This is a genomic window from Streptomyces capillispiralis, from assembly GCF_007829875.1.
GTDB lineage: Bacteria > Actinomycetota > Actinomycetes > Streptomycetales > Streptomycetaceae > Streptomyces > Streptomyces capillispiralis.
Window position 1 is genome coordinate 6,545,665 of the sequence record NZ_VIWV01000001.1, and the last position, 23,463, is coordinate 6,569,127.

The following is a 23,463-nucleotide window of genomic DNA, read 5'->3' on the forward strand; positions in this document are numbered from 1 at the left end:
TACCGGACCGCTGAGGCTGCGATATTGCCCCTTACCCGTCGGAAGGTGGCAGAACCGTGCAGTGGACGAAGCAGAACGAACAGACTGTGTACGCAAACCGCTGGTTCAGCGTCAATCTCGCGGATATCGCCCTGCCGGACGGCCGGCATCTCGACCACTTCCTCATACGGCTGCGGCCCGTCGCCGTGGCCACGGTGGTGAACGCGGCCAACGAGGTCCTGCTGTTGTGGCGGCACCGCTTCATCACCGACAGCTGGGGATGGGAACTGGCGGCGGGCGTGGTCGAGGACGGCGAGGACGTGGTGCGGGCCGCGGCGAGGGAGCTGGAGGAGGAGACCGGCTGGCGTCCGGGGCCCCTGCACCACCTGATGAGCGTGGAGCCGTCCAACGGCCTCACCGACGCCCGGCACCACATCTACTGGGCCGACGAGGGCGAGTACGTCGGACACCCGGTGGACGACTTCGAGTCGGACCGCCGGGAGTGGGTGCCCCTCAAGCTCGTCCCCGACCTGGTCGCCCGCGGCGAGGTCCCGGCGGCCAACATGGCGGCCGCGTTACTCCTGCTGCACCACCTGAGGATCTGACAGCCGGGACCCGGCACCCCGTCGGTGCCGGGCCCCTTCGCTCCGGCCGTCAGCCGTAGGTGTAGAACCCGGAGCCCGTCTTGCGGCCCAGCCGGCCCGCGTCCACCATGCGCTGGAGCAGCGGGGGAGCGGCGTACAGCGGCTCCTTGTACTCCTCGTACATCGAGTGCGCGACCGAGGCCACCGTGTCCAGGCCGATCAGGTCGGACAGCTTCAGCGGGCCCATCGGGTGGGCGCAGCCCATCTCCATGCCGTTGTCGATGTCCTCGCGGCTGGCGATGCCCGACTCGAACATCCGGATCGCGGAGAGCAGGTACGGGATCAGCAGCGCGTTCACCACGAAACCGGAGCGGTCCTGGGCGCGGATGGCGTGCTTGCCCAGCACCTTCTCGGTGAACACCTGGGCCCGGCTCAGCGTGCCCTCGGAGGTGGTGAGCGCCGGGATCAGCTCGACCAGCTGCTGCACCGGGGCCGGGTTGAAGAAGTGGATGCCGATGACGTGGTCGGGCCGCGAGGTGGCGACCGCCAGCTTCACCAGCGGGATGGAGGAGGTGTTGGAGGCCAGGATCGCGTCCGGCCGGGTCACCACCTGGTCGAGCACCTGGAAGATCTCGGTCTTCACCTGCTCGTTCTCGACCACGGCCTCGATCACCAGGTCACGGTCGGCGAACTCGCCGAGGTCCGTGGTGAAGCTCAGCCGGGCCTGCGTCGCCGCCAGCTCCTCCTCGGTGATCTTGCCGCGCTCGGCCGCCTTCGACAGGGAGTTGAACAGCCGGGTACGGCCGATCTCCAGCGCTTCGCCGGTGGTCTCGGCGACCTTGACGTCGAGTCCGGCCCGGGCGCACACCTCGGCGATCCCCGCGCCCATCTGACCGCAGCCCACCACTCCGACGCGTTCGATGTCGGTCACATCGTCCCTTTCCGCTCTGTCCGGCGGCGCGCCTCGTGGGCGCCCCGCACCCCTTCGGCCCGCGCGCTTGCGCTGGTTTTCGGCCGGGCAGGTCCGCCGGGTCCCGGTGCCTGCTCCGTTCGTGCACGTTACTCCGAAGTATCAATGATCGATCGCGGGGGTGGGGCATCCTGGCCTCCGGGACGGTCCGTGACCAGGCGGTCCGTGTGCGGTGCAAGAGGGGGCCCGATGGGACGCGTGTCACGCAGGGTGTTCGCGACGGCGGCGCTGGCCGCGCTGGCGACGGTGCCGCAGGCGTCGGCCGCGCCGGTGCGCCGCCCGGCGACGGCGCCGGTCCGCGAGATGCGCGGCATGTGGCTGGCCACCGTGACCAACCGGGACTGGCCCTCCCGGCCGGGCCTGAGCGCGGCCGAGCAGCGCGGCGAACTGCTCGCCCACCTCGACGCGGCCGTCCGCGCCCGGCTCAACACGGTGGTCTTCCAGGTGCGGCCCACGGCCGACGCGCTGTGGCCCTCCCCGTACGAGCCGTGGTCGCGGTACCTGACGGGCACCCAGGGGGTCCACCCCGGCTGGGATCCGCTGGGCACGGCCGTCGCGGAGGCGCACGCCCGCGGTCTGCACCTGCACGCCTGGTTCAACCCGTACCGGGTGGCGATGCACGACGACCCCGCCCGGCTCGCGGCCTCCCACCCGGCCCGCCGCAACCCCGACTGGGTCGTGACGTACGGCGGCAAGCTGTACTACAACCCGGGGCTGCCCGAGGTCCGCGCCTTCGTCCGGGAGGCGATGCTGCACGCCGTGCGCCGCTATCCCGTCGACGCGGTCCACTTCGACGACTACTTCTACCCGTACCCGGTGGCCGGCCAGACCTTCGACGACGACCTGGCCTACGACACCCACGGCGGTGCCTTCCCGGACCGGGCCGCCTGGCGGCGGGACAACGTGGACCGGCTGGTGCGCGAGACGGCCGCCGGGATCAGGGCGGTCCGGCCCGGCACCCGCTTCGGCATCAGCCCCTTCGGGGTGTGGCGCAACGCCGCGACCGACCCCCGCGGCTCGGCCACGCAGGCCGGCGTGCAGACGTACGACGACCTGCACGCGGACACCCGCAGATGGGCCCGGGAGAACTGGATCGACTACATCTGCCCGCAGCTGTACTGGCACATCGGCTTCGCCGCCGCCGACTACGCCGCGCTGCTTCCCTGGTGGGCCGAGGTCGTCCGGGACTCGGGGACCCGGCTGTACGCGGGGGAGGCGCTGTACAAGGCGGGCGATCCGGCGCAGCCCGCGCCCTGGGGGGACCCGGCGGAACTGTCCCGCCACCTCACGCTGGCCGGCCAGTACCCACAGGTGCGCGGGCACGTGTTCTTCGCCGCCCGTGAGGTGGCGGCCGATCCGGCCGGGGCGATGGCGCGGGTGGTCGCCGACCACTACCGGCGGCCGGCGGAGCCCCCGCGCTGATTCCGGGCGCTGATCCCGGGCGATGTCGTCCGGACCCCGGGGTCGCGGCGCCGCCGGGGCGCCGTCTCCCGGGGCCGGCCGATCCGAGCGCCGTCGCCCGGCGCTCAGCGGTGCTGCGTCGCCCTGTGGCGGATCTCGGTGTCGGGCCCGGGCGAGCAGACGCCCTCGTGTCCGTCCTCGAAGCGGACGCGGTAGGGCGGGTTGCCCTCCTGGCCCATCACTTCGACGATCTCGCCGACCTTGTCGTGCTGTCCGACCACCCTGCCGTGCTGGACAAGCTGGTCACCCTCGGTTGCGCGCATCGCGGGCCTCCTCGGCGAATGCGGGAGCAGCGGTCCGTGTCCTCGAGTCTACGGCGGAGCACGCCGCCCGGCAGCGGCCGTGCCCTCCTCAGCCGCGGGCCCGCTGGGTGACGGCGATGCACACCAGCACCGCCGCGGCCGTCAGCGGGGCAGCCGCCGTCAGGTGCTCGTTCAGCAGCAGCACCGACCACACCAGTGTGAGCAGCGGCTGGGCCAGCTGCAACTGGCTGGCCTTGGGGATGCCGATGGCAGCCATGCCCCGGTACCAGACGATCAGCCCGAGGAACTGCGAACCCGCCGCCACCCACAGCAGCCCGGTCACGCTGTGCGCGGTGAGCGTCACCGGCTCGACGGAGAGCGCGATCGCGGCGGCGGGCACGGTGAGCGGCAGGCACAGCATCAGCGCCCAGCCGATCACCTGCCAGCCCGGCATCACCCGGGCCAGCCTGCCGCCCTCGGTGTACCCGGCCGCGCACACCAGCAGCGCCCCGAACAGGTAGAGGTCGGCCGTGGTCAGCGCGCCGCCGCTCTGCTGCACGGTGAAGGCCACGACGGCCGCGGCCCCGGCGAGCGCGGCCAGCCAGAAGGTGCGCGAGGGGCGGGAGCCGACCCGCAGGGCGGACAGCAGCGCCGTGGTCAGCGGGAGCAGGCCCACCACGACGGCCGCGTGCGCGGTGGTCGAGGTCCGCAGCGCCAGCGTCGTCAGCATCGGGAAGCCGAGCACCACCCCGGCGCCGACCACCGCGAGCCCGGGCCAGTGCCGGCGCTCGGGCACCGGGACGCGCAGCGCGAGCAGACAGCCGCCCGCGATCACCGCGGCGAGCACGCTGCGCACGGCCACCAGCGTCCAGGGCCCGAACCCTTCGAGGCCCCAGGCGGTGGCCGGGAAGGTGAGGGAGAAGGCGACGACGCCGAGGGCGGCCTGGAGGGTGCCGAGGCCGCGGCGGTCGGGGGCGGCGGGGACCGCTATCGCCGCTGCGGTAGTAGCGCTACTCTGTGCTCTCATGCATGAGCGTAGCAGTGTCGGTGAACTGGCGGATCGGCTGCGTCAGGAGCTGGACCGCTACTCGCCGGGTGGAAAGCTCCCGTCCAGTCGTGCGCTGGTGGAGCGGTTCCGGGTGAGTCCGGTGACCGTCTCCCGGGCGCTGGCGCAGCTCGCCGCCGAGGGCCTGGTGGTCACCCGGCCGGGTGCCGGGGCCTTCCGCGCGCAGCCCCGTGCCTCCTCCGCCGCCACCGGGGACACCTCCTGGCAGGAGGTCTCCCTCAGCGCGGACGGCGCCGCCGAACTCGTGCCGCGCTCGGTGGACGCCTCCGGGGTGCTGGTCTCACTGGCCGCGCCGCCGCCCGGGGTGATCGAGTTCAACGGCGGCTACCTCCACCCCGGTCTGCAGCCGGAGCGGGCGATGGCGGCGGCGCTGTCCCGGGCCGGACGCCGGCCCGGCGCCTGGGGGCGGCCGCCGATGGAGGGGCTGCCGGAGCTGCGCGAGTGGTTCGCCCGCCAGATCGGCGGCCCGGTCACGGCCGCGGGCGTGCTGATCACCTCCGGCGGCCAGTCCGCGCTGACCACCGCCCTGCGCGCGCTCGCCCCGCCCGGCGCCCCCGTGCTCGTCGAGTCCCCCACCTACCCGGGGATGCTGGCCATCGCCCGCGCGGCGGGGCTGCGCCCCGTGCCCGTCCCGGTGGACGCGGACGGCGTACGGCCCGCCCTGCTCGCCGACGCGTTCCGGGCGACCGGCGCCCGGGTCCTCGTCTGCCAGCCGCTGTTCCAGAACCCGACCGGGGCCGTGCTCGCCCCCGAGCGGCGCGGCGAGGTGCTGCGCATCGCCCGCGACGCGGGCGCCTTCGTGGTCGAGGACGACTTCGTGCGGCGGCTGGTGCACGAGGACGCCGGTCCGCTGCCGCGCCCGCTCGCCGCCGACGACCCCGACGGCGTCGTGGTGCACGTCTGCTCGCTCACCAAGGCGACCTCGCCCAGCTTCCGGGTGAGCGCCCTGGTCGCGCACGGCCCGGTGCTGGAGCGGCTGCGCGCCATCCAGGTCGTCGACACGTTCTTCGTGCCCCGGCCGTTGCAGGAGGCCACGCTGGAGCTCGTCGGCTCGCCCGCCTGGCCGCGCCATCTGCGGGCGGTGTCGGCCGCGTTGCGGTCCCGCCGGGACGCGATGACCGCCGCGCTCCGCCTGCACCTGCCCGAACTCGCCCTGCCGCACATCCCCTCCGGCGGCTACCACCTGTGGCTGCGGCTGCCGGACGGCACGGCCGAGTCCGCGCTGACCGCGGCCGCCCTGCGCGCGGGCGTCGCCGTCACCCCCGGCCGCCCCTACTTCAGCGCCGAACCCCCGGCCGGGCACCTGCGGCTGAGCTTCGCGGCCGTGGCCGGCACGGAGGAGATCGCCGAGGGCGTACGGCGGCTGCGCACCGCCTGCGACGAGGCGCGGGGGCAGCGGGGATAACGGTTCGACGCCGTACGGCGCGAGCTGCGAGCATCCCGCCATGACCGACACCCCGCGCCTGCCCGAGGGCTACGAGATCTCCGCCGACCCCGCCCGGACCGACGCCGCGCGGGTGCACCGCTGGCTGTCCACCGACGCGTACTGGGCCCTGGGCCGCTCGCGCGAGCAGCAGGACCGCGCGATCGAGGGCTCGCTCAACTTCGGCGTGTACGAGACGGCCTCGGGGGAGCAGGTGGCGTACGCGCGGGTCGTGACCGACCGGGCGACCTTCGCCTGGCTGTGCGACGTGTACGTCGACCGCTCGGCGCGCGGCAAGGGGCTCGGCACGGCCCTGGTGGCGGCGGTCCGGGACGAGCTGCGGCCCCTCGGGGTCAAGCGCGTCGCGCTCGCCACGCACGACGCGCACGGCGTGTACGCCGGCCTGGGGTTCCGCCCGCTGGACCGGCCCGAGGAGTGGATGGCGCTCCTGTTCGAGTGAGGGCGGCGGCGCGGACGGTTCGGGCGACTTGTCCGCCCCGTCCTTACCGGTGAGTACAGTCCGGGGCACCTGGAGTGACGGCCCGGCGGCACCCCTTGACCTGACCCCTCCGGCGGCTGACCATCGCCGCATGGCACTTCGGGTCACGTTCGTCGCCGCCGCGGGGAGCTCCCCGGTGCCCTCCGAGCGCTTCGAGGACGCACGGCCGCTGGACCAGGCCGGCTGGAGCGAGGTGCAGCGGGCCGCGCACGACCTGCTGCCGCTCGCGGCGGCCGAGCTGCGCTACTGCTCACCGGCCCCGCGCAGCCGCGCCACCGGCGACGGTCTGGGGTACGCGCCGCTGGTCCAGCTCGCCCTGCGGGACTGCGACATGGGCCGCTGGCGGGGGCTGACCCTGGGCGAGGCGATGGCCCGCGAGCCGGAGGCCGTGGACGCCTGGCTCGCCGACCCGAGGTCCACCCCGCACGGCGGGGAGTCGCTGCCGGACTTCATCGGCCGCGTCGGCGGCTGGCTGGACACCCGGCCGGCCGAGGACGGCTGCCGGGTCGTCGCCGTGGCCGAGCCGTCGGTGATCCGCGCGGCTCTGGTGTACGTGCTCAAGGCGCCGCCCGGCACGTACTGGACCATCGACGTCCGCTCGCTGTCGACGATCACCGTCGCCGGCCGCCCGGGCCGGTGGAGCCTGCGCCTCGAAGGCGTGCCGGCTCAGCCCACGCGCGCGTAGCCGGTGGTGAGCTCCAGGTCCTTGGCCGGGCCGCGCACCCGCCAGACCGCCTGCCAGTGGTCGGCGTCGCGGACGGTGAACTCGCCCCGGTAGAGGTCCGCGGAGCACGGGTGGTCGGCGACGTACCGGCCGGTGCCGAGGTCCAGATCGTGGAACGGGCGGCCGTCCGCGAAGCGTACGTCCACCGTGCCGTCCGGCCCCGGCAGGAAGCGCAGGGTCCGCTCGGCGGGCCGGGTCACGCCCCGCCAGGTGAATTGACCGGACTCCCGTTGCAGCAGACCGCCGCCCTCCAGCGGGCCGAAAACGACGGTCCCCGCGAAGTGTCCCCGCTCGCCGCTCGCCAGGTCCCGCACGGTCCGCCGCGCCCGCCAGCGGCCGCTCAGGTAGTCCAGCGCATCGGACACCGGCCAGAAGTCGCCCATCCCGCCCCGCTCTCCGTTCCCGTTCACCGGCGCAGGACCCATTGACGTGCTCCTGCCTCCTCCCTATCTTGCCGTTCGAAGTGCTGACCAACGGTCGAAATTCCGAACAACTCCCGAACCACTCCCGTGTCACCCAGAGAGAGCCGCGGAGTATCCATGTCACGCACCGCCCCACGCCGCACCCGCCTCAGACTCGGTCTCACCGCCACCGCGCTCCTGACGGCCGCCACCCTGGTCCCCGCGCCCGCGCACGCCGAGGACGTCACCGACTACACGATCAGCGTCGACCCGGCCGCCCAGGGCGCGGCGATCGACGACACGATGTACGGCGTCTTCTTCGAGGACATCAACCGGGCCGCCGACGGCGGGCTGTACGCCGAGCTCGTGCAGAACCGGTCCTTCGAGTACTCCACCGCCGACAACGGCTCCTACACGCCCCTGACCTCCTGGACGGCCGCCGGCACCGCCGAGGTGGTGGACGACTCCGGGCGGCTGAACGAGCGCAACCGCAACTACCTCTCGCTGGGCGCCGGTTCGTCCGTCACGAACGCCGGCTACAACACCGGCATCCGGCTCGAGCAGGGCGAGCGGTACGACTTCTCCGTATGGGCCCGGGCCGCGGGCGGCAGCACGCTCACCGTCTCCCTGAAGGACGCCGCGGGCCCGCTGGCCACCGCCCGCCAGGTCGCCGTCGAGGGCGGATGGGCCAAGTACCGCGCCACCTTCACCGCGTCCCGCACCAGCAACCGCGGACGCCTCGCCGTCGCCTCCTCGAACGCCGCGGCGCTCGACATGGTGTCGCTCTTCCCGCGCGAGACCTTCCGGAACCAGCCGAACGGCCTGCGCAAGGACCTCGCCGAGAAGATCGCCGCGCTGAAGCCCGGCTTCGTGCGCTTCCCCGGCGGCTGCCTGGTCAACACCGGCTCCATGGAGGACTACAGCGAGTCCTCCGGGTGGCAGCGCAAGCGCTCCTACCAGTGGAAGGACACCATCGGCCCGGTCGAGGAGCGCGCCACCAACGCCAACTTCTGGGGCTACAACCAGAGTTACGGCCTCGGCTACTACGAGTACTTCCGCTTCGCGGAGGACGTCGGCGCCATGCCGCTGCCCGTCGTGCCGGCCCTGGTCACCGGCTGCGGCCAGAACAGGGCCACCGACGACGAGGCGCTGCTGAAGCGGCACATCCAGGACACCCTGGACCTCATCGAGTTCGCCAACGGCCCCGCCACCTCCACCTGGGGCCAGGTGCGCGCCGGGATGGGCCACCCGAAGCCCTTCGGCCTCACCCACATCGGCGTCGGCAACGAGGAGAACCTCCCCCGCGAGTTCTTCGCCCGCTTCCAGCGGTTCCGTGCCGCCATCGAGGCGGAGTACCCGGACATCACCGTCGTCTCCAACTCCGGCCCCGACGACTCCGGCACGACCTTCGACACCGCCTGGCAGCTCAACCGCGAGGGCGACGTCGACCTGGTCGACGAGCACTACTACAACAGCCCGCAGTGGTTCCTGCAGAACAACGACCGCTACGACTCCTACGACCGGGGCGGCCCCAAGGTCTTCCTCGGCGAGTACGCCTCGCAGGGCAACGCCTGGAAGAACGGCCTCGCCGAAGCGGCGTTCATGACCGGTCTGGAGCGCAACGCGGACGTCGTGAAGCTCGCCTCGTACGCGCCGCTGCTCGCCAACGAGGACTACGTCCAGTGGTCGCCGGACATGATCTGGTTCAACAACCACGCCTCCTGGGGCTCGGCCAACTACGAGGTCCAGAAGCTGTTCATGACCAACGTCGGCGACCGCGTGGTCCCGTCGCGGGCGAGCACCACGCCGGACGTCAGCGGCCCCCTCACCGGCGCCGTCGGCCTGTCGACCTGGGCGACGAGCGCGGCGTACGACGACGTGAAGGTGACCTCCGCCGACGGTACGGCCCTGCTGAGCGACGACTTCTCCGGTGACGCCTCGCAGTGGACCCACAGCGGCGGCGGCAGCTGGAGCGTGCGGGACGGGCAGTACGTGCAGACCGACGAGGCCGCCGAGAACACCCTGGTGACGGCGGGCGACCCGGCCTGGCACGACTACGACCTGCACGTGAAGGCCACCAAGAAGGCCGGCAAGGAGGGCTTCCTCGTCGCCTTCGGCGTCAAGGACACCGGCAACTACTACTGGTGGAACCTCGGCGGCTGGAACAACACCCGGTCCGCCGTCGAGCAGGCCTCCGACGGCGGCAAGTCGACGCTGATCTCCAAGGCCGGGTCGATCGAGACGGGCCGCGCCTACGACATCGACGTCAAGGTGCGGGGCCGCCAGGTCACCCTCTACCTCGACGGCCAGGAGTGGGGCAGCTTCACCGACGACAAGCCGGCCGAGCCGTTCCGCCAGGTGGTCACCGAGGACGCCCGCACCGGTGAGCTGATCGTCAAGGTCGTCAACGCCCAGCCGGCCGAGGCCCGCACGGCGATCGACCTGGGCGGCGCGAAGGTCGCGTCCCGGGCCCGCGTCACCACCCTGGCCGCCGACGCGGAGGCGGTGAACACCGAGACGGACGCCCCGGTCACCCCGGTGACGTCCACGTTCCGAGGGGTCGCGGACGAGTTCACGTACACGTTCCCGGCGCACTCGGTGACGTTCCTGAGGATCGCGCGGCGGTAGCCGACCGCGGGTGCGGGCCGCCGTCCGGACAGACGGCGGCCCGCACCCGCGCAGGCCGTGCGGTACGTCTCAGTGGCGCAGCAGCAGGGTGACACCGGCCAGGACGGCGCCGAGCACGATCGCGGCGACGCCGTGGGCGACGCGGTGCGCGCGCAGCCGGGGCACCAGCCGGTCCACGGCGATCCGGCCGGGGCCGGTCAGGGCGAGGCCCACCGCGACCAGCGTGATCAGCAGCTCGTACTCGACGCCCTCGGGGGCGAAGAAACCGCCGCCCCACTTGACGGAGACCGCGTTGACCAGCGTGCCGGCGACGGCCGCGGCGGCGAGCGGGGTGAGGAGTCCGAGGGCGAGGGCGAGTCCGCCGAGGGTCTCGGTCAGCCCGGCCACGACGGCGAACGTCTCGGGCGCGGGGTAGCCGAGGGAGGCGAAGAACATCCCGGTGCCCTCGACGCCGCCGCCCGAGAACCAGCCGAACAGCTTCTGGACGCCGTGCGCGGCCATGGTCAGGCCGAGGGCGAGCCGCAGGACCAGCAGGCCGATGTCGTAGGCGCGGGCGGGGGCGGCGGGGGCGTCCTGGCCGGTCGTGGCCGCGGGGCGGGGCAGGGTCGTGGCGGGACTCGTCATGGGGGGAACTCCTCGGGGACGGCGAGGGCGGAGGGCGTCGCGCGGCATCGGACGACGGCACCACCCATAAAGCTTGAAGCTTCAAGCTAAACCAGGAAAGGCGCTTGCTTCAAGTTTCAAGCAATGGGTCCGCCCGGGTATGACTCCGGAGGTCCATGCGAGGCATTGCATAAGTCTGCATTTCTGCGTATAGTCATGCCATCGAGGAGGAGGTTCCATGTCCGTACGTGCGGCAGTGGCCGGAGCGAGTGGGTACGCGGGCGGCGAGCTGCTGCGTCTGCTGCTCACCCACCCCGAGGTCGAGATCGGTGCCCTCACCGGCGACTCCAACGCCGGCCGGCGGCTCGGCGCGCTGCAACCGCACCTGCTGCCGCTCGCCGACCGGGTCCTGGAGCCGACCACCCCCGAGGTCCTCGCCGGACACGACGTCGTGTTCCTCGCGCTGCCGCACGGGCAGTCGGCCGCCGTCGCCGAGCAGCTCGGCCCGGACGTGCTCGTGATCGACATGGGCGCCGACTTCCGCCTGCGCGACGCCGCCGACTGGGAGCGGTTCTACGGCTCCCCGCACGCCGGCACCTGGCCGTACGGCCTGCCCGAACTGCCGGGTGCCCGCGCCGCGCTGGAGGGGTCCAAGCGCGTCGCGGTGCCCGGTTGCTACCCGACCGCCGTCTCACTCGCCCTCTTCCCGGCGTACGCGGCCCGACTCGCCGGGTCCGAGGCCGTGATCGTCGCCGCGTCCGGCACGTCCGGTGCCGGCAAGTCGCCCAAACCGCACCTGCTGGGCTCGGAGGTCATGGGCTCCATGACGCCGTACGGCGTGGGCGGCGGACACCGGCACACGCCCGAGATGATCCAGAACCTCAGCGCGGCCGCGGGCGGACGGGTCTCCGTCTCCTTCACCCCGACCCTCGCCCCGATGCCGCGCGGCATCCTCGCCACGTGCAGCGCGCAGGCACTCCCCGGCGTCACCGCCGAGTCCCTGCGCGCGGCCTACGCGAAGGCCTTCGCGGACGAGCCCTTCGTCCACCTGCTCCCCGAGGGCCAGTGGCCCGCCACGGCCTCCGTCAACGGTTCCAACGCCGTTCAGGTGCAGGTCGCGTACGACGCGGCCGCGGGCAGGATCATCGCGATCAGCGCCATCGACAACCTGACCAAGGGCACCGCGGGCGGTGCCGTCCAGAGCATGAACATCGCCCTGGGCCTCGACGAGGCCACCGGGCTGACGACGATCGGAGTTGCGCCGTGAGTGTGACGGCAGCAAAGGGATTCACGGCGGCGGGCATCGCCGCCGGGATCAAGGAGAACGGCAACCCCGACCTGGCCCTCGTGGTCAACAACGGCCCCCGCCGCGCCGCCGCCGGCGTCTTCACCTCCAACCGCGTCAAGGCCGCACCGGTGCTCTGGTCCGAGCAGGTGCTCAGGAGCGGGCAGCTGTCCGCCGTCGTCCTCAACTCGGGCGGCGCCAACGCCTGCACCGGACCCAAGGGCTTCCAGGACACCCACGCCACCGCCGAGAAGGCCGCCGAGGTACTGGGGACGGGCGCGGGCGACATCGCCGTCTGCTCCACCGGGCTCATCGGCGTCCTGCTCCCCATGGACAAGCTGCTCCCCGGCGTCGAGACGGCCGCCGCCGCGCTGTCCGAGCACGGCGGCGAGAAGGCCGCCATCGCCATCAAGACCACCGACACCGTGCACAAGACGTCCGTCGTCACCCAGGACGGCTGGACCGTCGGCGGCATGGCCAAGGGCGCCGGCATGCTCGCCCCCGGCCTCGCCACCATGCTCGTCGTCCTCACCACCGACGCCGACCTGGACAGCGCCACCCTGGACAAGGCCCTGCGCGCCGCCACCAAGGTCACCTTCGACCGCGTCGACTCCGACGGCTGCATGTCCACCAACGACACCGTGCTGCTGCTCGCCTCGGGCGCCTCGGGCGTCACCCCCGCTTACGACGAGTTCGCGGACGCCGTACGGGCCGTCTGCGACGACCTCGGCCAGCAGCTCATCCGCGACGCCGAGGGCGCCAGCAAGGACATCAAGGTCGAGGTGGTGGGCGCCGCGACCGAGGACGACGCCGTGGAGGTGGGCCGCTCCATCGCCCGCAACAATCTCCTGAAGTGCGCCATCCACGGCGAGGACCCCAACTGGGGCCGCGTGCTCTCCGCGATCGGCACCACGAAGGCCGCCTTCGAGCCCGACCGCCTCAACGTCGCCATCAACGGCGTCTGGGTGTGCAGGAACGGCGGTGTCGGCGAGGACCGCGAGCTGGTCGACATGCGCTACCGCGAGGTGCACATCGTCGCCGACCTCGCCGCCGGCTCCGAGACCGCCACGATCTGGACCAACGACCTCACCGCCGACTACGTCCACGAGAACAGCGCCTACTCCTCATGACCACGACGCGCAAGCACACCGCGCTGCCCAAGGCACAGATCCTCATCGAGGCCCTGCCCTGGCTGACCCGGCACCACGGGAAGACCGTCGTCATCAAGTTCGGCGGCAACGCCATGGTGGACGAGGACCTGAAGGCCGCCTTCGCCCAGGACGTGGTCTTCCTGCGGCACGCCGGCCTCAAACCCGTCGTCGTGCACGGCGGCGGCCCGCAGATCAGCGCCGCCCTCGACAAGCACGGCATCGTCAGCGAGTTCAAGGCCGGCCTGCGCGTCACCACCGAGGACGCCATGGACGTCGTACGGATGGTGCTCGCCGGGCAGGTGCAGCGGGAACTGGTCGGGCTGCTCAACCAGCACGGACCGTTCGCCGTCGGCCTCACCGGCGAGGACGCCCACACCCTCACCGCCACCAGGCACCGGCCCCGGATCGACGGCGAACCCGTCGACATCGGGCGGGTCGGCGAGATCACCGCCACCGACACCGGCGCGCTCGAGGCGCTGCTCGCCGACGGCCGCATCCCGGTGGTCTCCTCGATCGCCCGCAGCCAGGACGACCACCACGTCTACAACGTCAACGCCGACACCGCGGCCGCGGCACTCGCCGCCGCGCTGGGAGCCGAGACCCTCATGGTCCTCACGGACGTCGAGGGGCTCTACGAGGACTGGCCGAACAGCGACGAGGTGATCAGCCGCCTCACCGCCTCCCAGCTCGAGAAACTCCTGCCGGAGCTGTCCTCCGGCATGGTGCCGAAGATGGAGGGCTGTCTGCACGCCGTACGCAACGGCGTCACCACCGCCCGCGTCATCGACGGCCGGGTCCAGCACTCGATCCTGCTGGAGATCTTCACCGACGAGGGCATCGGCACGATGGTCGTGCCCGACGAGACGCCGGACACCCAGGGGGAGTCGTGAACAACCAGGAACTGACCGCCCGGTGGCAGGGCGCGCTCATGAACAACTACGGCACCCCCCGGCTGCCCCTGGTGCGCGGCGAGGGCGTCAAGGTGTGGGACGCCGAGGGCCGGGAGTACCTCGACTTCGTCGGCGGCATCGCCACCAACGCGCTCGGGCACGCCCACCCGGCGATCGTGGAGGCGGTCGGCCGGCAGATCGCCTCCCTCGGCCACATCTCCAACTTCTTCATGGCCGAGCCGACCGTCGCCCTCGCCGAACGGCTCCTCCAGCTCTTCGGCCGGGACGGCAGGGTCTTCTTCTGCAACTCCGGCGCGGAGGCCAACGAGGCGGCGTTCAAGATCGGCCGGCTGACCGGCCGGACGCACGTCGTCGCCACCGAGGGCGGCTTCCACGGCCGCACCATGGGCGCCCTCGCGATGACCGGCCAGCCCGGCAAGCGGGAGCCCTTCGCCCCGCTGCCCGGAGACATCACGCACGTGCCCTACGGCGACGCGCAGGCCCTGGCCGCCGCGGTGACGCAGGACACGGCCCTGGTGATCATCGAGCCGGTCCAGGGCGAGAACGGCGTCGTGGTCCCGCCCGCCGGATACCTGAAGGCGGCGCGGGCGATCACCGCCGCGACGGGGGCGCTGCTCGTCCTCGACGAGGTGCAGACCGGCATCGGCCGGACCGGCTCCTGGTTCGAGTACCAGGCCCACGAGGGCGTCCTGCCCGACGTCGTCACCCTCGCCAAGCAGCTGGGCGGCGGACTCCCGCTCGGCGCCACCGTCGCCTTCGGGCGCGCCGCCGACCTGCTCCGGCCGGGCCACCACGGCACGACCTTCGGCGGCAACCCGGTCGCCTGCGCCGCCGGACTCGCCGTCCTCGACACCATCGCCGACGAGGGCCTGCTGGAGAACGTCAAGCGGCAGAGCGAGAAACTGCGGGACGGGATCGAAGCGCTCGGCCACGCCTTGATCGACCATGTCCGGGGCGCGGGCCTCCTCCTGGGTATCGTGCTCACCGAGCCGCTCGCGCCCCAGGCGCAACAGGCGGCCCAGGACGCCGGATTCCTCGTGAACGCGCCCGCCCCCGATGTCGTACGGCTCATGCCGCCGCTGAACCTCGGGGACGACGCGGTGGACGCCTTCCTCGGGGCGCTGCCCGGCATCCTGGACCAGGCCGGTACGGCGGGCGGGGAAGGACGATCCGGAGAATGAGACGACGATGAGCCAGGAGCAGGACCAGGGCCAGCACGGCGGGCCCGCCGTGCCGCAGACGCGCACCGCACGCCACCGCCGGATCGTGGACATCCTCAACCGGGAGCCGGTGCGCTCGCAGAGCCAGCTGGCGAAGCTGCTCGCCGACGACGGGCTGAGCGTCACCCAGGCGACGCTCTCCCGCGACCTGGACGAGCTGAACGCGGTGAAGATCCGCAACACCGACGGCGACCTCATCTACGCGGTGCCGAGCGAGGGGGGTTTCCGCACCCCCCGCGCGCCGCTGGGCGGGTCCGCCAAGGAGGAGCGGATGCGGCGGCTCTCCCAGGAACTGCTGATCTCCGCGGAGGCCTCGGCCAACCTGGTCGTCCTGCGTACCCCGCCCGGCGCGGCCCAGTTCCTCGCCTCGGCCATCGACCAGGCGGAACTGCACGACATCCTGGGCACCATCGCCGGCGACGACACGCTGCTGCTGATCAGCAGGGCGCCGACGGGGGGCCAGGCCCTGGCCGACCACCTGCTGCGCCTGGCCCAGAACGGACACTGAGGCGAGCGGCCGCGGCGGGCGGTTGGGAGCGTTGTTCCCGGCGCCCCTGAGGAAGCCGCGGCACCGCCCGCGGTCGGTGGACCTACCGCCCCGCGGCCGAGTTCCCTCAGCCCAGGCGGGCGGCCAGCCCCCCGGTGCACCGCACCTCGTCGCCCGCCGTGATCAGCAGGCCCTCGACGTCCGGCAGCGACTCCAGCCACCGCAGCCCGTCCCGCGACCCCATCGCGAATGCCGCCGTCGCCCAGCAGTCCGCCCAGGTGAGCCGCGGCGCGACCACCGTCACGGCGACCAGGTCGGTCACCGCGGACCGCCCCGTACGGGGGTCGACGATGTGATCCCCCCGCTCGGCGGTGCCGGACGTCGCCACCGCGAGTTCGGCCGCACCGGCCGCCGAGACGACCGCCGCCAGCCCCCCGGGCCGCAGCGGGTCCGACACGCCGACCCGCCAGGGCCGGTCCGCCTCCGGCGCGCCCAGCAGCTGGACGTCGCCGCCGCCGTTGACGCTCACGCCCGTCGCACCGGCCGCGGCGAGCCGCAGCGCCGCCCGCTCGGCGGCCCAGCCCTTGACGATCCCGGTCGGGTCGAGCCGGCCCCGGTAGCGGGGGCTGAACCAGCCCCCGCTCACCCGTTCCGCCTCCGCGGCCAGCTCCAGCACCTCGGCGACCTCGGGATCGCACTCCCCGACGGTCAGCTCGCCGCGCGCCAGCCGGGAGACCTGGCTGTCCTCGCGGTACGTGCTGAACACCTCGTCGACCCGGTGCAGCCAGGCGACCGCCTCGTCCACCGCCGCGCGCACCGCTGCGGGGGCCCCGCCGCGGACGTCGAGGGAGAAGACGGTCCCCATCGTCTCCTCCGCACGACGCACCGCGGCGGGAGTCCCGGCGGGTTCCGCCACCGTGTCAGCCACCCGCCTTGTCGAGCGCCGACTGCAGCGACTGCTGGTACCCGGCGCTGGTGTAGGTGGCCCCCGACACCGCGTCGATCTCCGCGCTGCCGGCCGCCACCGCCGCCTCGTTGAGCCTCGGTACGGCGTCGGAGGTGATCCGGTCGCTCTGCCCGCCCCGCGGTGCCCGCACCGCCTCGGCCCCGGTGACCTTCCCGCCGCTGACGGTGATCCGGACCTGCACCGGCCCGTACTGCGTCTGTGCCGCGTCCCCGGTGACGGTCCGCGCCTGCGCGTTCCCGGCGTTCCCGCCGCCCCCGGACCCGGACCCGCCCCCGGACCCGGAGGGCTCGGAGGAGCCCGCGGCCCGCGCCTTGTCGAGCGCCGACTGCAGCGACTGCTGGTACCCGGCGCTGGTGTAGGTCGCCCCCGACACCGCGTCGATGTCCGCCCCCTGGGCGGTGACGGCCGCCTGGTTGAGCCGGGGCACGGCGTTGGAGGTGACCTGGTCGCTCTGGCCGCCCTTCGGCGCCTGGACGGCCTCCGCCTTGGTGATCCTTCCGCCGCTCACCGTCAGCCGGACCTGTACCGCGCCGTACTGGGTGCGGGCCGCGTCCCCGGTGACCGTGCCGTCACCGATGGCCCGGGTGCCGCCCTGCGGCGACTGGGCTGCCGCGGGCGGTGCGGTGCCGCCCGCCGCGGCGGCCGGGCCCGGGTCGGACGCCGGCTTGAGCGACAGCAGCAGCACGATGCCGGAGACGGTGGCGGCGGTCGCGAGGACGGCACGCCGGACGGGGTGGGACTTCCTCATCGCTTCTCAAGCTCCTGATGGGTGTGGACGGCCCGTCGCTCACATCTCGAACGACTCGTGGTGGATACGGCGGGCGGGGACCCCGGCGCCGCGCAGTGCCTGGTACACCGTCTGCGCGAACCCGGGGGGCCCGCACAGGAAGACGTCGTGGCGGTCGACGTCCGGGATCTTCCGCTGGAGGCTCTCCGCGGAGATGTCGGGCCGCTCGCCGTCGGGGCTGTTCACCGCGTACATCAGCCGCGCGCCGCGCTCCTCGGCGATCCCGGCCAGCTCGCCCCACAGCGCCAGGTCCTGGGTGCTGTTGGCGCGGTAGAGCAGGGTGATGTCGCCGGCGGCGCCGGGCAGCGTCTCGAACAGCGCCCGCATCGGGGTGATGCCGACCCCGCCCGCCACCAGCAGCACCTTGCCGCGGCTGCGGCGCTGCGCGGTCAGCGCCCCGTACGGGCCCTCCGCCCACACCTTCGTGCCGGGCTCCAGTTCGCGCAGCCGGGAGCTGTGGTCGCCGATCGCCTTCACCGTGATCCGCAGCATGTCCGGGCGGGGTGCCGCCGACAGCGAGTACGGGTGGGAGCTGAACCGCATCCCGGGCGCCAGGAACCGCCAGCGGAAGAACTGCCCGGCCTCCGCGCCCATCCGGTGCAGCCGGCGCCCGCCGATCAGCACGGACACGATCCCCGGTGTCTCCTCGACGACCGCCTCCACCCGCATCCGGTGCCGCAGGTTCAGCCGGACGGGGGTGATGATCCGGTACCACAGGACCAGCGCGGTCACGGTGCCGTACAGCCCGTACCAGAAGGTCTTCGCGGCCGGTTCGACGGCGAACTCGTTGCCGGTGGTGATCTGGTGCCAGAACGTCAGATAGACCGCCGCGTACGTCAGCAGGTGCACGTGGTACCAGCCGTCGTACGGCAGCCGGCGCCGGATCCCGCCGACGGAGAGCAACGCGATCAGGAACAGCAGGCCGGTGCCGACGGCGGCCTTGCCCATGTCCGGCAGGGTGGTGACGGAGGTGACGGTCTGCTGCACGATGCCGCCGAGGCTCCGCCCCGCCTGGCGGGCGTAGCCCCACATGATCAGGAAGACGTGGGCGAGCACCAGGCTGACGGTGTAGCGGCCGCTCATCGCGTGCCAGCGGGCGACCCGGTCCGAGCCCACCCGGCGCTCCAGCGCGGGCACCCGCGCCATCTGGAGCACCACCAGGGCCATCAGGTAACCGGCGAGCAGGCCCGTGATCCGCCCGGCGGCGACGATCCTCCCGGTGGTGTCGGCGATGGACGGGGTGCTGCTCCACCACAGCCAGAGCACGGCCGCCGCGCCCGCCGCCACGGCGAGCAGCAGCGGGACGGCGGGGGAGCGGCGGGGACGGATGCGGCGCATCGTCTGGCGGCGGGCGGCACGGCCGCCGGCGAGCGTGGTGGTCACGGTTCCTCCGTGGGGACTTGACCCTTGGCCCACAGATACGTGCCGTCACGCGGGAGTGTTCAGCGCGGCCGCCGGCCGACGAGGACGGCGGCGCCCGGGTGCGGGGCTCAGAGCGTGGACGGGGGCAGCGGCAGCGGCAGCCCGGGCAGTCCGTCCAGGCTGGTGGCGATGTGCTCCTTCTTGGTGAAGTACGCGTCGAGCGAGGCGTCGTCCTCCCGCGCGAACCGCTTCTCGTGCAGGTCCCGCTCGCTCTCGTACGCCATGAAGGGGACCGCGTAGCCGCAGGTGTCCCGGATCAGTTCGGCCGTCACGACGATGACGGCGCGCAGGCCGTGGGCGCCGGGGTCGATGCCGGGGAAGCGGGCGAGCAGCTCGCCGAAGCGCGGGTCGTCCCGGAAGACCGGCTCGCCGCGGCCGTGCACGCGCACGATGTTCGGCGGGCCCTGGAAGGCGCACCACATCAGGGTGATGCGGCCGTTCTCCCGCAGATGGGCGATGGTCTCGGCGTTGGAGCCGGCGAAGTCGAGGTAGGCGACGGTGAGTTCGTCGAGGACCGCGAAGGAGCCCTTGAGCCCCTTGGGCGAGAGGTTGACCGTGCCGTCGGCGGACAGGGGGGCGGTGGCGGTGAAGAAGACGGGCTGTTCCTCGATGAAGGTGCGGAGGCGGCCGTCTATGCGCGCATAGGTCTTTCCCATGTCCAGCGATTATCGACGCAGATCTTTCGTTTGTCTAAGGAATTGAGGGTGGGAGGAGAAACCGTGGCCGCCCCGGCCGGCGCTCATACGGGGCGGCCACGGCGCCTGTCACCTCACTTGGTGAGGGTGCAGGCGGTCAGGGAGTCCAGGCCGGCGGGGCGTTCGGCGGTGCGGCCGATGGCGGTGGCGATGCGGTTGACGGTGGCGACGCGCTTGTCCTCCAGGGGGCCGAGGACGGCGTTCCGGACGAAGTCGGGTCCGCCCTGGCCGACGGTGTCGACGAGTCGTTTGTTCGCTTCGTCGATCTGGGTGGTGAGCAGGGTGAGGTTGCGGTCGACCTCGGCCTGCGCGGAGGCGGGTATCGCGGGCAGCCGGGAGGCGACGTCGGGGCAGGAGACCGTCCCGGCTCCCGCGCCCCCGCTCTGACCGCTGTCCTCCCCGCTGTCCTCGCCGGTCTCGCCGCCGCTGTCCTCGGCGGTCTCCTCGGCGGGCGGGGGCGTGGCCGCCTCGCCGCCGGCGTCGTCCTGGTCCGCCGCGCCGTCCCCGTCGAGCGAGCACGGGGCGAGGGAGTCCAGGCCGGCGGGGCGTTCGGCGGTGCGGCCGATGGCGGTGGCGATGCGGTTGACGGTGGCGACGCGCTTGTCCTCCAGGGGGCCGAGGACGGCGTTCCGGACGAAGTCGGGTCCGCCCTGGCCGGCGGTGTCGACGAGTCGATTGTTCGCTTCGTCGATCTGGGTGGCGAGCAGGGTGAGGTTGCGGTCGACCTCGGCCTGCGCGGAGGCGGGTATCGCGGGCAGCCGGGAGGCGACGTCGGGGCAGGAGACCGTCCCCGGGTCCGACAGCGTCCGGGCCTCCGTGCCGTCGCCGTCCCCGGACGGCTCACCGGCGAGGGCGGAACCGGCGATCACCGCGCCGGACAGTGCCAGCGCGGCGGCGCCGCCGACCAGGCCGACACGGCGCTTGCTGTACTTCGGAAGAGCCCTGGACATGCGGATGCCTCACTCGGGGTCGGGGGTGCGGTCGTGTCTCGGTGGACCGGCGCGGCGCCTGCGTCCGGTTCGGCGAGGAGTACGGGAAAGCGGTTGCGCCCGTTCACGTCCATCCGGATCCGGCCGCCGCATGGCCGGATCCATGACCCTCACGAGGGCAGATTGACGAATCATGCGGACTCCTGCATACTCATGCATGTCAGCGAATGCACTGTGAGGAGAAACCCGTGACCGAGCGCGTCGTACTCGCCTACTCAGGCGGTCTGGACACCTCCGTCGCCATCGGCTGGATCGCCGAGGAGACGGGCGCCGAGGTCATCGCCGTTGCGGTCGACGTCGGCCAGGGCGGCGAGGACCTGGACGTCATCCGCAAGCGCGCCATCGCCTGCGGTGCCGTCGAGGCCGAGGTCGCGGACGCCAAGGACGAGTTCGCCGAGGAGTACTGCCTCCCGGCGATCAAGGCCAACGCCCTCTACATGGACCGCTACCCGCTGGTCTCCGCCCTGTCCCGGCCGACGATCGTCAAGCACCTCGTCGCCGCCGCGCAGAAGCACGGCGCCACCACCGTCGCCCACGGCTGCACCGGCAAGGGCAACGACCAGGTCCGCTTCGAGGCCGGCATCGTCGCCCTCGCCCCCGACCTGAAATGCATCGCCCCGGTCCGCGACTACGCCATGACCCGCGACAAGGCCATCGCCTTCTGCGAGGCCAAGGGCCTGCCGATCGCCACCACCAAGAAGTCCCCGTACTCCATCGACCAGAACGTCTTCGGCCGCGCCATCGAGACCGGCTTCCTCGAGGACATCTGGAACGCGCCGATCGAGGACATCTACGAGTACACCCAGAACCCGGCCGCGGCCCGCGAGCCCGACGAGGTGATCATCTCCTTCAAGGAGGGCGTCCCCGTCGCCATCGACGGCAGGCCCGTCACCGTGCTCCAGGCCATCCAGCAGCTCAACGAGCGCGCCGGCGCCCAGGGCATCGGCCGGATCGACATGGTCGAGGACCGCCTCGTCGGCATCAAGTCCCGCGAGGTCTACGAGGCCCCCGGCGCGATCGCCCTGATCACCGCCCACCAGGAGCTGGAGAACGTCACGGTCGAGCGTGAACTCGCCCGCTACAAGCGGGGCGTCGAGCAGCGCTGGAGCGAGCTGGTCTACGACGGCCAGTGGTTCTCCCCGCTCAAGCGCGCCCTGGACGGCTTCGTCGACGAGGCCAACCAGCACGTCACCGGCGACATCCGGATGACCCTGCACGGCGGCCGCGCCGTCGTCACCGGCCGGCGCTCGGAGTCGTCGCTGTACGACTTCAACCTGGCCACCTACGACACCGGCGACACCTTCGACCAGGCCGCCGCCAAGGGCTTCATCGACATCTACAGCCTGTCGTCGAAGATCGCCGCCAAGCGCGACCTCGCGTAACCGGCCGGCCGGCCCTCACACGCACTAGCCTGACAGCCGCCTCCCCACCCGACCGTGGGGAGGCGGCGGCACATCCGGAACCTTCGAGGAGCAACGCAAGTGAGCAGCAACAGCGGTGACGTACGGCTCTGGGGCGGCCGTTTCGCCGACGGTCCCGCCGAGGCCCTGGCGAAGCTGTCCGCGTCCGTCCACTTCGACTGGCGACTCGCCCCCTACGACATCGCCGGCTCGCGCGCCCACGCGCGCGTGCTGCGCACGGCGGGGCTGCTCACCGAGGACGAGCTGACCCGGATGCTCGCCGGGCTCGACCAGCTGGAAGCCGACGTGGCGTCGGGCGACTTCACCGGCACCATCGCCGACGAGGACGTGCACACCGCCCTGGAGCGCGGTCTGCTGGAGCGCCTCGGCCCGGACCTCGGCGGCAAGCTGCGCGCCGGACGGTCCCGCAACGACCAGGTGGCCACCCTCTTCCGCATGTACCTGCGGGACCACGCCCGCACCCTCGGCGGTCTGATCGCCGACCTCCAGGACGCGCTGGTCGGCCTCGCCGAGGCCCACCCGGACGTGGCCATGCCCGGCCGCACCCACCTCCAGCACGCCCAGCCGGTGCTCTTCGCCCACCACGTCCTCGCCCACGTCCAGGCGCTGTCCCGGGACGCGGAGCGGCTGCGCCAGTGGGACGAGCGGACGGCCGTGTCGCCGTACGGCTCGGGTGCCCTGGCCGGGTCGTCCCTCGGCCTGGACCCCGAGGCGGTCGCCCGTGACCTCGGCTTCGAGCACGGCAGCGCGGCCAATTCCATCGACGGCACGGCCTCCCGGGACTTCGTCGCCGAGTTCGCCTTCATCACCGCGATGATCGGGGTGAACGTCTCCCGGATCGCCGAGGAGATCATCATCTGGAACACGAAGGAGTTCTCCTTCGTGACGCTGCACGACGCCTTCTCCACCGGTTCGTCGATCATGCCGCAGAAGAAGAACCCGGACATCGCCGAGCTGGCGCGCGGCAAGTCCGGCCGTCTGATCGGCAACCTGACCGGCCTGATGGCGACGCTCAAGGCGCTGCCGCTGGCCTACAACCGCGACCTCCAGGAGGACAAGGAGCCGGTCTTCGACTCCATCGACCAGCTGGAGGTGCTGCTGCCCGCCTTCACCGGCATGATGGCCACCCTCACCGTGCACCGCGAGCGGATGGAGGAGCTGGCCCCGGCCGGCTTCTCGCTCGCCACCGACATCGCCGAGTGGCTGGTCAAGCAGGGCGTGCCGTTCCGTGTCGCGCACGAGGTGGCCGGCGAGTGCGTCAAGGCCGCCGAGGCCGAGGGCAAGGAGCTGGACGAGCTGACCGACGAGCAGTTCGCGAAGATCTCCGCCCACCTCACCCCGGACGTCCGCTCGGTCCTGAACGTCCCCGGCGCCCTCGCCTCCCGCGACGGCCGCGGCGGCACCGCCCCGAGCGCGGTCGCGGTCCAGCTCGCGGAAGTGAAGGCGGACGTGGCGGCCCAGCACGCCTGGGCGACGGCGAAGCAGCGGTAGGGCGGCACCCTCGCGGGCCCGGGAACTGTGCGTAGCCCCCCGCGAAACAACCGCGGC

23 protein-coding genes are annotated in these 23,463 nt (G+C 72.8%); 13 read left to right on the forward strand and 10 right to left on the reverse strand.

From position 1 onward, the window contains the following. Positions 1-56 precede the first annotated feature (56 nt). The gene (locus FHX78_RS28635) at positions 57-584 is read left to right on the forward strand and encodes an NUDIX hydrolase (RefSeq protein WP_145870285.1); all 528 of its coding nucleotides are present in this window, start codon (positions 57-59) and stop codon (positions 582-584) included. 49 nt (positions 585-633) lie between these two features. Here FHX78_RS28635 and FHX78_RS28640 read toward each other — a convergent pair whose 3' ends face one another. Beyond that, on the reverse strand, positions 634-1,494 hold the full coding sequence (locus FHX78_RS28640) for a 3-hydroxybutyryl-CoA dehydrogenase (RefSeq protein WP_145870286.1): 861 nt from the start codon (positions 1,492-1,494) through the stop codon (positions 634-636). Between the two features lie 228 nt (positions 1,495-1,722). On the opposite strand from FHX78_RS28640, the gene FHX78_RS28645 reads away from it, so the two are divergent. Next, on the forward strand, positions 1,723-2,955 hold the full coding sequence (locus FHX78_RS28645; RefSeq protein WP_189908606.1) for a glycoside hydrolase family 10-like protein: 1,233 nt from the start codon (positions 1,723-1,725) through the stop codon (positions 2,953-2,955). 104 nt (positions 2,956-3,059) lie between these two features. On the opposite strand, the gene FHX78_RS28650 is transcribed toward FHX78_RS28645, so the two are convergent. Together FHX78_RS28650 and FHX78_RS28655 are read right to left on the reverse strand one after the other, a co-directional pair. Beyond that, complete coding sequence (locus tag FHX78_RS28650; protein ID WP_145870287.1) at positions 3,060-3,257, reverse strand: DUF1918 domain-containing protein; 198 nt, start codon at positions 3,255-3,257, stop codon at positions 3,060-3,062. Positions 3,258-3,345: 88 nt separating this feature from the next. After that, positions 3,346-4,263 carry a DMT family transporter gene (locus FHX78_RS28655; protein WP_145870288.1) on the reverse strand — a complete coding sequence of 306 codons (918 nt, stop codon included), beginning with the start codon at positions 4,261-4,263 and terminating at the stop codon, positions 3,346-3,348. Between FHX78_RS28655 and FHX78_RS28660 the strand changes: the two genes are divergently transcribed. The 3 genes from FHX78_RS28660 (at position 4,262) to FHX78_RS28670 (ending at position 6,909) form a co-directional block, all read left to right on the forward strand. Then, the gene (locus tag FHX78_RS28660; protein ID WP_145870289.1) at positions 4,262-5,707 is read left to right on the forward strand and encodes an aminotransferase-like domain-containing protein; all 1,446 of its coding nucleotides are present in this window, start codon (positions 4,262-4,264) and stop codon (positions 5,705-5,707) included. The genes FHX78_RS28655 and FHX78_RS28660 overlap by 2 nt on opposite strands. Before the next feature lie 40 nt (positions 5,708-5,747). Further along, entirely contained in the window at positions 5,748-6,185 is a 438-nt protein-coding gene (locus tag FHX78_RS28665) for a GNAT family N-acetyltransferase (protein ID WP_145870290.1), read from the forward strand. 130 nt (positions 6,186-6,315) lie between these two features. Beyond that, the gene (locus FHX78_RS28670; protein ID WP_145870291.1) at positions 6,316-6,909 is read left to right on the forward strand and encodes a histidine phosphatase family protein; all 594 of its coding nucleotides are present in this window, start codon (positions 6,316-6,318) and stop codon (positions 6,907-6,909) included. Here the strand turns inward: FHX78_RS28670 and FHX78_RS28675 are convergent. Then, entirely contained in the window at positions 6,891-7,331 is a 441-nt protein-coding gene (locus FHX78_RS28675) for a DUF6314 family protein (RefSeq protein WP_145872199.1), read from the reverse strand. The two genes, FHX78_RS28670 and FHX78_RS28675, sit on opposite strands and share 19 nt — an antisense overlap. A gap of 156 nt (positions 7,332-7,487) precedes the next feature. On the opposite strand from FHX78_RS28675, the gene FHX78_RS28680 reads away from it, so the two are divergent. Further along, entirely contained in the window at positions 7,488-9,977 is a 2,490-nt protein-coding gene (locus FHX78_RS28680; RefSeq protein WP_145870292.1) for an alpha-L-arabinofuranosidase C-terminal domain-containing protein, read from the forward strand. Between the two features lie 69 nt (positions 9,978-10,046). On the opposite strand, the gene FHX78_RS28685 is transcribed toward FHX78_RS28680, so the two are convergent. Then, positions 10,047-10,601: a DoxX family protein gene (locus FHX78_RS28685; protein WP_145870293.1), complete on the reverse strand. Its 555-nt coding sequence runs from the start codon at positions 10,599-10,601 to the stop codon at positions 10,047-10,049. Between the two features lie 217 nt (positions 10,602-10,818). On the opposite strand from FHX78_RS28685, the gene argC reads away from it, so the two are divergent. Genes argC through FHX78_RS28710 form a run of 5 tightly spaced genes read left to right on the forward strand, consistent with a single transcriptional unit; the run spans position 10,819 to position 15,655 of the window. Further along, a complete protein-coding gene (argC, locus tag FHX78_RS28690) occupies positions 10,819-11,847 on the forward strand; it encodes an N-acetyl-gamma-glutamyl-phosphate reductase (protein WP_145870294.1) in 1,029 nt (342 codons plus the stop codon). After that, entirely contained in the window at positions 11,844-12,995 is a 1,152-nt protein-coding gene (gene argJ, locus FHX78_RS28695) for a bifunctional glutamate N-acetyltransferase/amino-acid acetyltransferase ArgJ (RefSeq protein WP_145870295.1), read from the forward strand. The genes argC and argJ overlap by 4 nt, the downstream gene beginning before the upstream one ends. Next, a complete protein-coding gene (gene argB, locus FHX78_RS28700) occupies positions 12,992-13,906 on the forward strand; it encodes an acetylglutamate kinase (RefSeq protein ID WP_145870296.1) in 915 nt (304 codons plus the stop codon). The genes argJ and argB overlap by 4 nt, the downstream gene beginning before the upstream one ends. Continuing rightward, positions 13,903-15,108 carry an acetylornithine transaminase gene (locus tag FHX78_RS28705; RefSeq protein WP_145870297.1) on the forward strand — a complete coding sequence of 402 codons (1,206 nt, stop codon included), beginning with the start codon at positions 13,903-13,905 and terminating at the stop codon, positions 15,106-15,108. The genes argB and FHX78_RS28705 overlap by 4 nt, the downstream gene beginning before the upstream one ends. A 7-nt stretch (positions 15,109-15,115) precedes the next feature. Next, complete coding sequence (locus tag FHX78_RS28710) at positions 15,116-15,655, forward strand: arginine repressor (RefSeq protein ID WP_145870298.1); 540 nt, start codon at positions 15,116-15,118, stop codon at positions 15,653-15,655. Positions 15,656-15,761: 106 nt separating this feature from the next. Here FHX78_RS28710 and FHX78_RS28715 read toward each other — a convergent pair whose 3' ends face one another. The 5 genes from FHX78_RS28715 to FHX78_RS28735 form a co-directional block, all read right to left on the reverse strand. After that, on the reverse strand, positions 15,762-16,499 hold the full coding sequence (locus FHX78_RS28715) for an FAD:protein FMN transferase (protein ID WP_145870299.1): 738 nt from the start codon (positions 16,497-16,499) through the stop codon (positions 15,762-15,764). A 55-nt stretch (positions 16,500-16,554) separates the two neighbouring features. Continuing rightward, positions 16,555-17,349, reverse strand: a complete 795-nt coding sequence (locus FHX78_RS28720; protein ID WP_145870300.1) for an FMN-binding protein — start codon at positions 17,347-17,349, stop codon at positions 16,555-16,557. Between the two features lie 39 nt (positions 17,350-17,388). Next, positions 17,389-18,771: a ferredoxin reductase family protein gene (locus tag FHX78_RS28725; protein ID WP_167531876.1), complete on the reverse strand. Its 1,383-nt coding sequence runs from the start codon at positions 18,769-18,771 to the stop codon at positions 17,389-17,391. A 107-nt stretch (positions 18,772-18,878) separates the two neighbouring features. Next, positions 18,879-19,466: a pyridoxamine 5'-phosphate oxidase family protein gene (locus FHX78_RS28730; protein WP_145870301.1), complete on the reverse strand. Its 588-nt coding sequence runs from the start codon at positions 19,464-19,466 to the stop codon at positions 18,879-18,881. A gap of 113 nt (positions 19,467-19,579) precedes the next feature. Beyond that, positions 19,580-20,455: a hypothetical protein gene (locus tag FHX78_RS28735; protein ID WP_145870302.1), complete on the reverse strand. Its 876-nt coding sequence runs from the start codon at positions 20,453-20,455 to the stop codon at positions 19,580-19,582. Positions 20,456-20,682: 227 nt separating this feature from the next. Here FHX78_RS28735 and FHX78_RS28740 point away from each other — a divergent pair, with 227 nt between their 5' ends. Then, on the forward strand, positions 20,683-21,876 hold the full coding sequence (locus FHX78_RS28740; RefSeq protein ID WP_189908607.1) for an argininosuccinate synthase: 1,194 nt from the start codon (positions 20,683-20,685) through the stop codon (positions 21,874-21,876). Between the two features lie 99 nt (positions 21,877-21,975). After that, the gene (gene argH, locus FHX78_RS28745) at positions 21,976-23,406 is read left to right on the forward strand and encodes an argininosuccinate lyase (RefSeq protein ID WP_145870304.1); all 1,431 of its coding nucleotides are present in this window, start codon (positions 21,976-21,978) and stop codon (positions 23,404-23,406) included. Positions 23,407-23,463: the final 57 nt, after the last annotated feature.

Excerpts from the sequence above, each read along its gene's own strand:
- FHX78_RS28645 (WP_189908606.1), top strand. The coding sequence starts at position 1,723 with ATGGGACGCGTGTCACGCAGGGTGTTCGCGACGGCGGCGCTGGCCGCG.
- FHX78_RS28650 (WP_145870287.1), bottom strand. The coding sequence starts at position 3,257 with ATGCGCGCAACCGAGGGTGACCAGCTTGTCCAGCACGGCAGGGTGGTC.
- FHX78_RS28660 (WP_145870289.1), top strand. The coding sequence starts at position 4,262 with ATGCATGAGCGTAGCAGTGTCGGTGAACTGGCGGATCGGCTGCGTCAG.
- FHX78_RS28655 (WP_145870288.1), bottom strand. The coding sequence starts at position 4,263 with ATGAGAGCACAGAGTAGCGCTACTACCGCAGCGGCGATAGCGGTCCCC.
- FHX78_RS28665 (WP_145870290.1), top strand. The coding sequence starts at position 5,748 with ATGACCGACACCCCGCGCCTGCCCGAGGGCTACGAGATCTCCGCCGAC.
- FHX78_RS28670 (WP_145870291.1), top strand. The coding sequence starts at position 6,316 with ATGGCACTTCGGGTCACGTTCGTCGCCGCCGCGGGGAGCTCCCCGGTG.
- FHX78_RS28675 (WP_145872199.1), bottom strand. The coding sequence starts at position 7,331 with ATGGGCGACTTCTGGCCGGTGTCCGATGCGCTGGACTACCTGAGCGGC.
- FHX78_RS28680 (WP_145870292.1), top strand. The coding sequence starts at position 7,488 with ATGTCACGCACCGCCCCACGCCGCACCCGCCTCAGACTCGGTCTCACC.
- FHX78_RS28685 (WP_145870293.1), bottom strand. The coding sequence starts at position 10,601 with ATGACGAGTCCCGCCACGACCCTGCCCCGCCCCGCGGCCACGACCGGC.
- argC (WP_145870294.1), top strand. The coding sequence starts at position 10,819 with ATGTCCGTACGTGCGGCAGTGGCCGGAGCGAGTGGGTACGCGGGCGGC.
- argB (WP_145870296.1), top strand. The coding sequence starts at position 12,992 with ATGACCACGACGCGCAAGCACACCGCGCTGCCCAAGGCACAGATCCTC.
- FHX78_RS28710 (WP_145870298.1), top strand. The coding sequence starts at position 15,116 with ATGAGCCAGGAGCAGGACCAGGGCCAGCACGGCGGGCCCGCCGTGCCG.
- FHX78_RS28715 (WP_145870299.1), bottom strand. The coding sequence starts at position 16,499 with ATGGGGACCGTCTTCTCCCTCGACGTCCGCGGCGGGGCCCCCGCAGCG.
- FHX78_RS28720 (WP_145870300.1), bottom strand. The coding sequence starts at position 17,349 with ATGAGGAAGTCCCACCCCGTCCGGCGTGCCGTCCTCGCGACCGCCGCC.
- FHX78_RS28730 (WP_145870301.1), bottom strand. The coding sequence starts at position 19,466 with ATGGGAAAGACCTATGCGCGCATAGACGGCCGCCTCCGCACCTTCATC.
- FHX78_RS28735 (WP_145870302.1), bottom strand. The coding sequence starts at position 20,455 with ATGTCCAGGGCTCTTCCGAAGTACAGCAAGCGCCGTGTCGGCCTGGTC.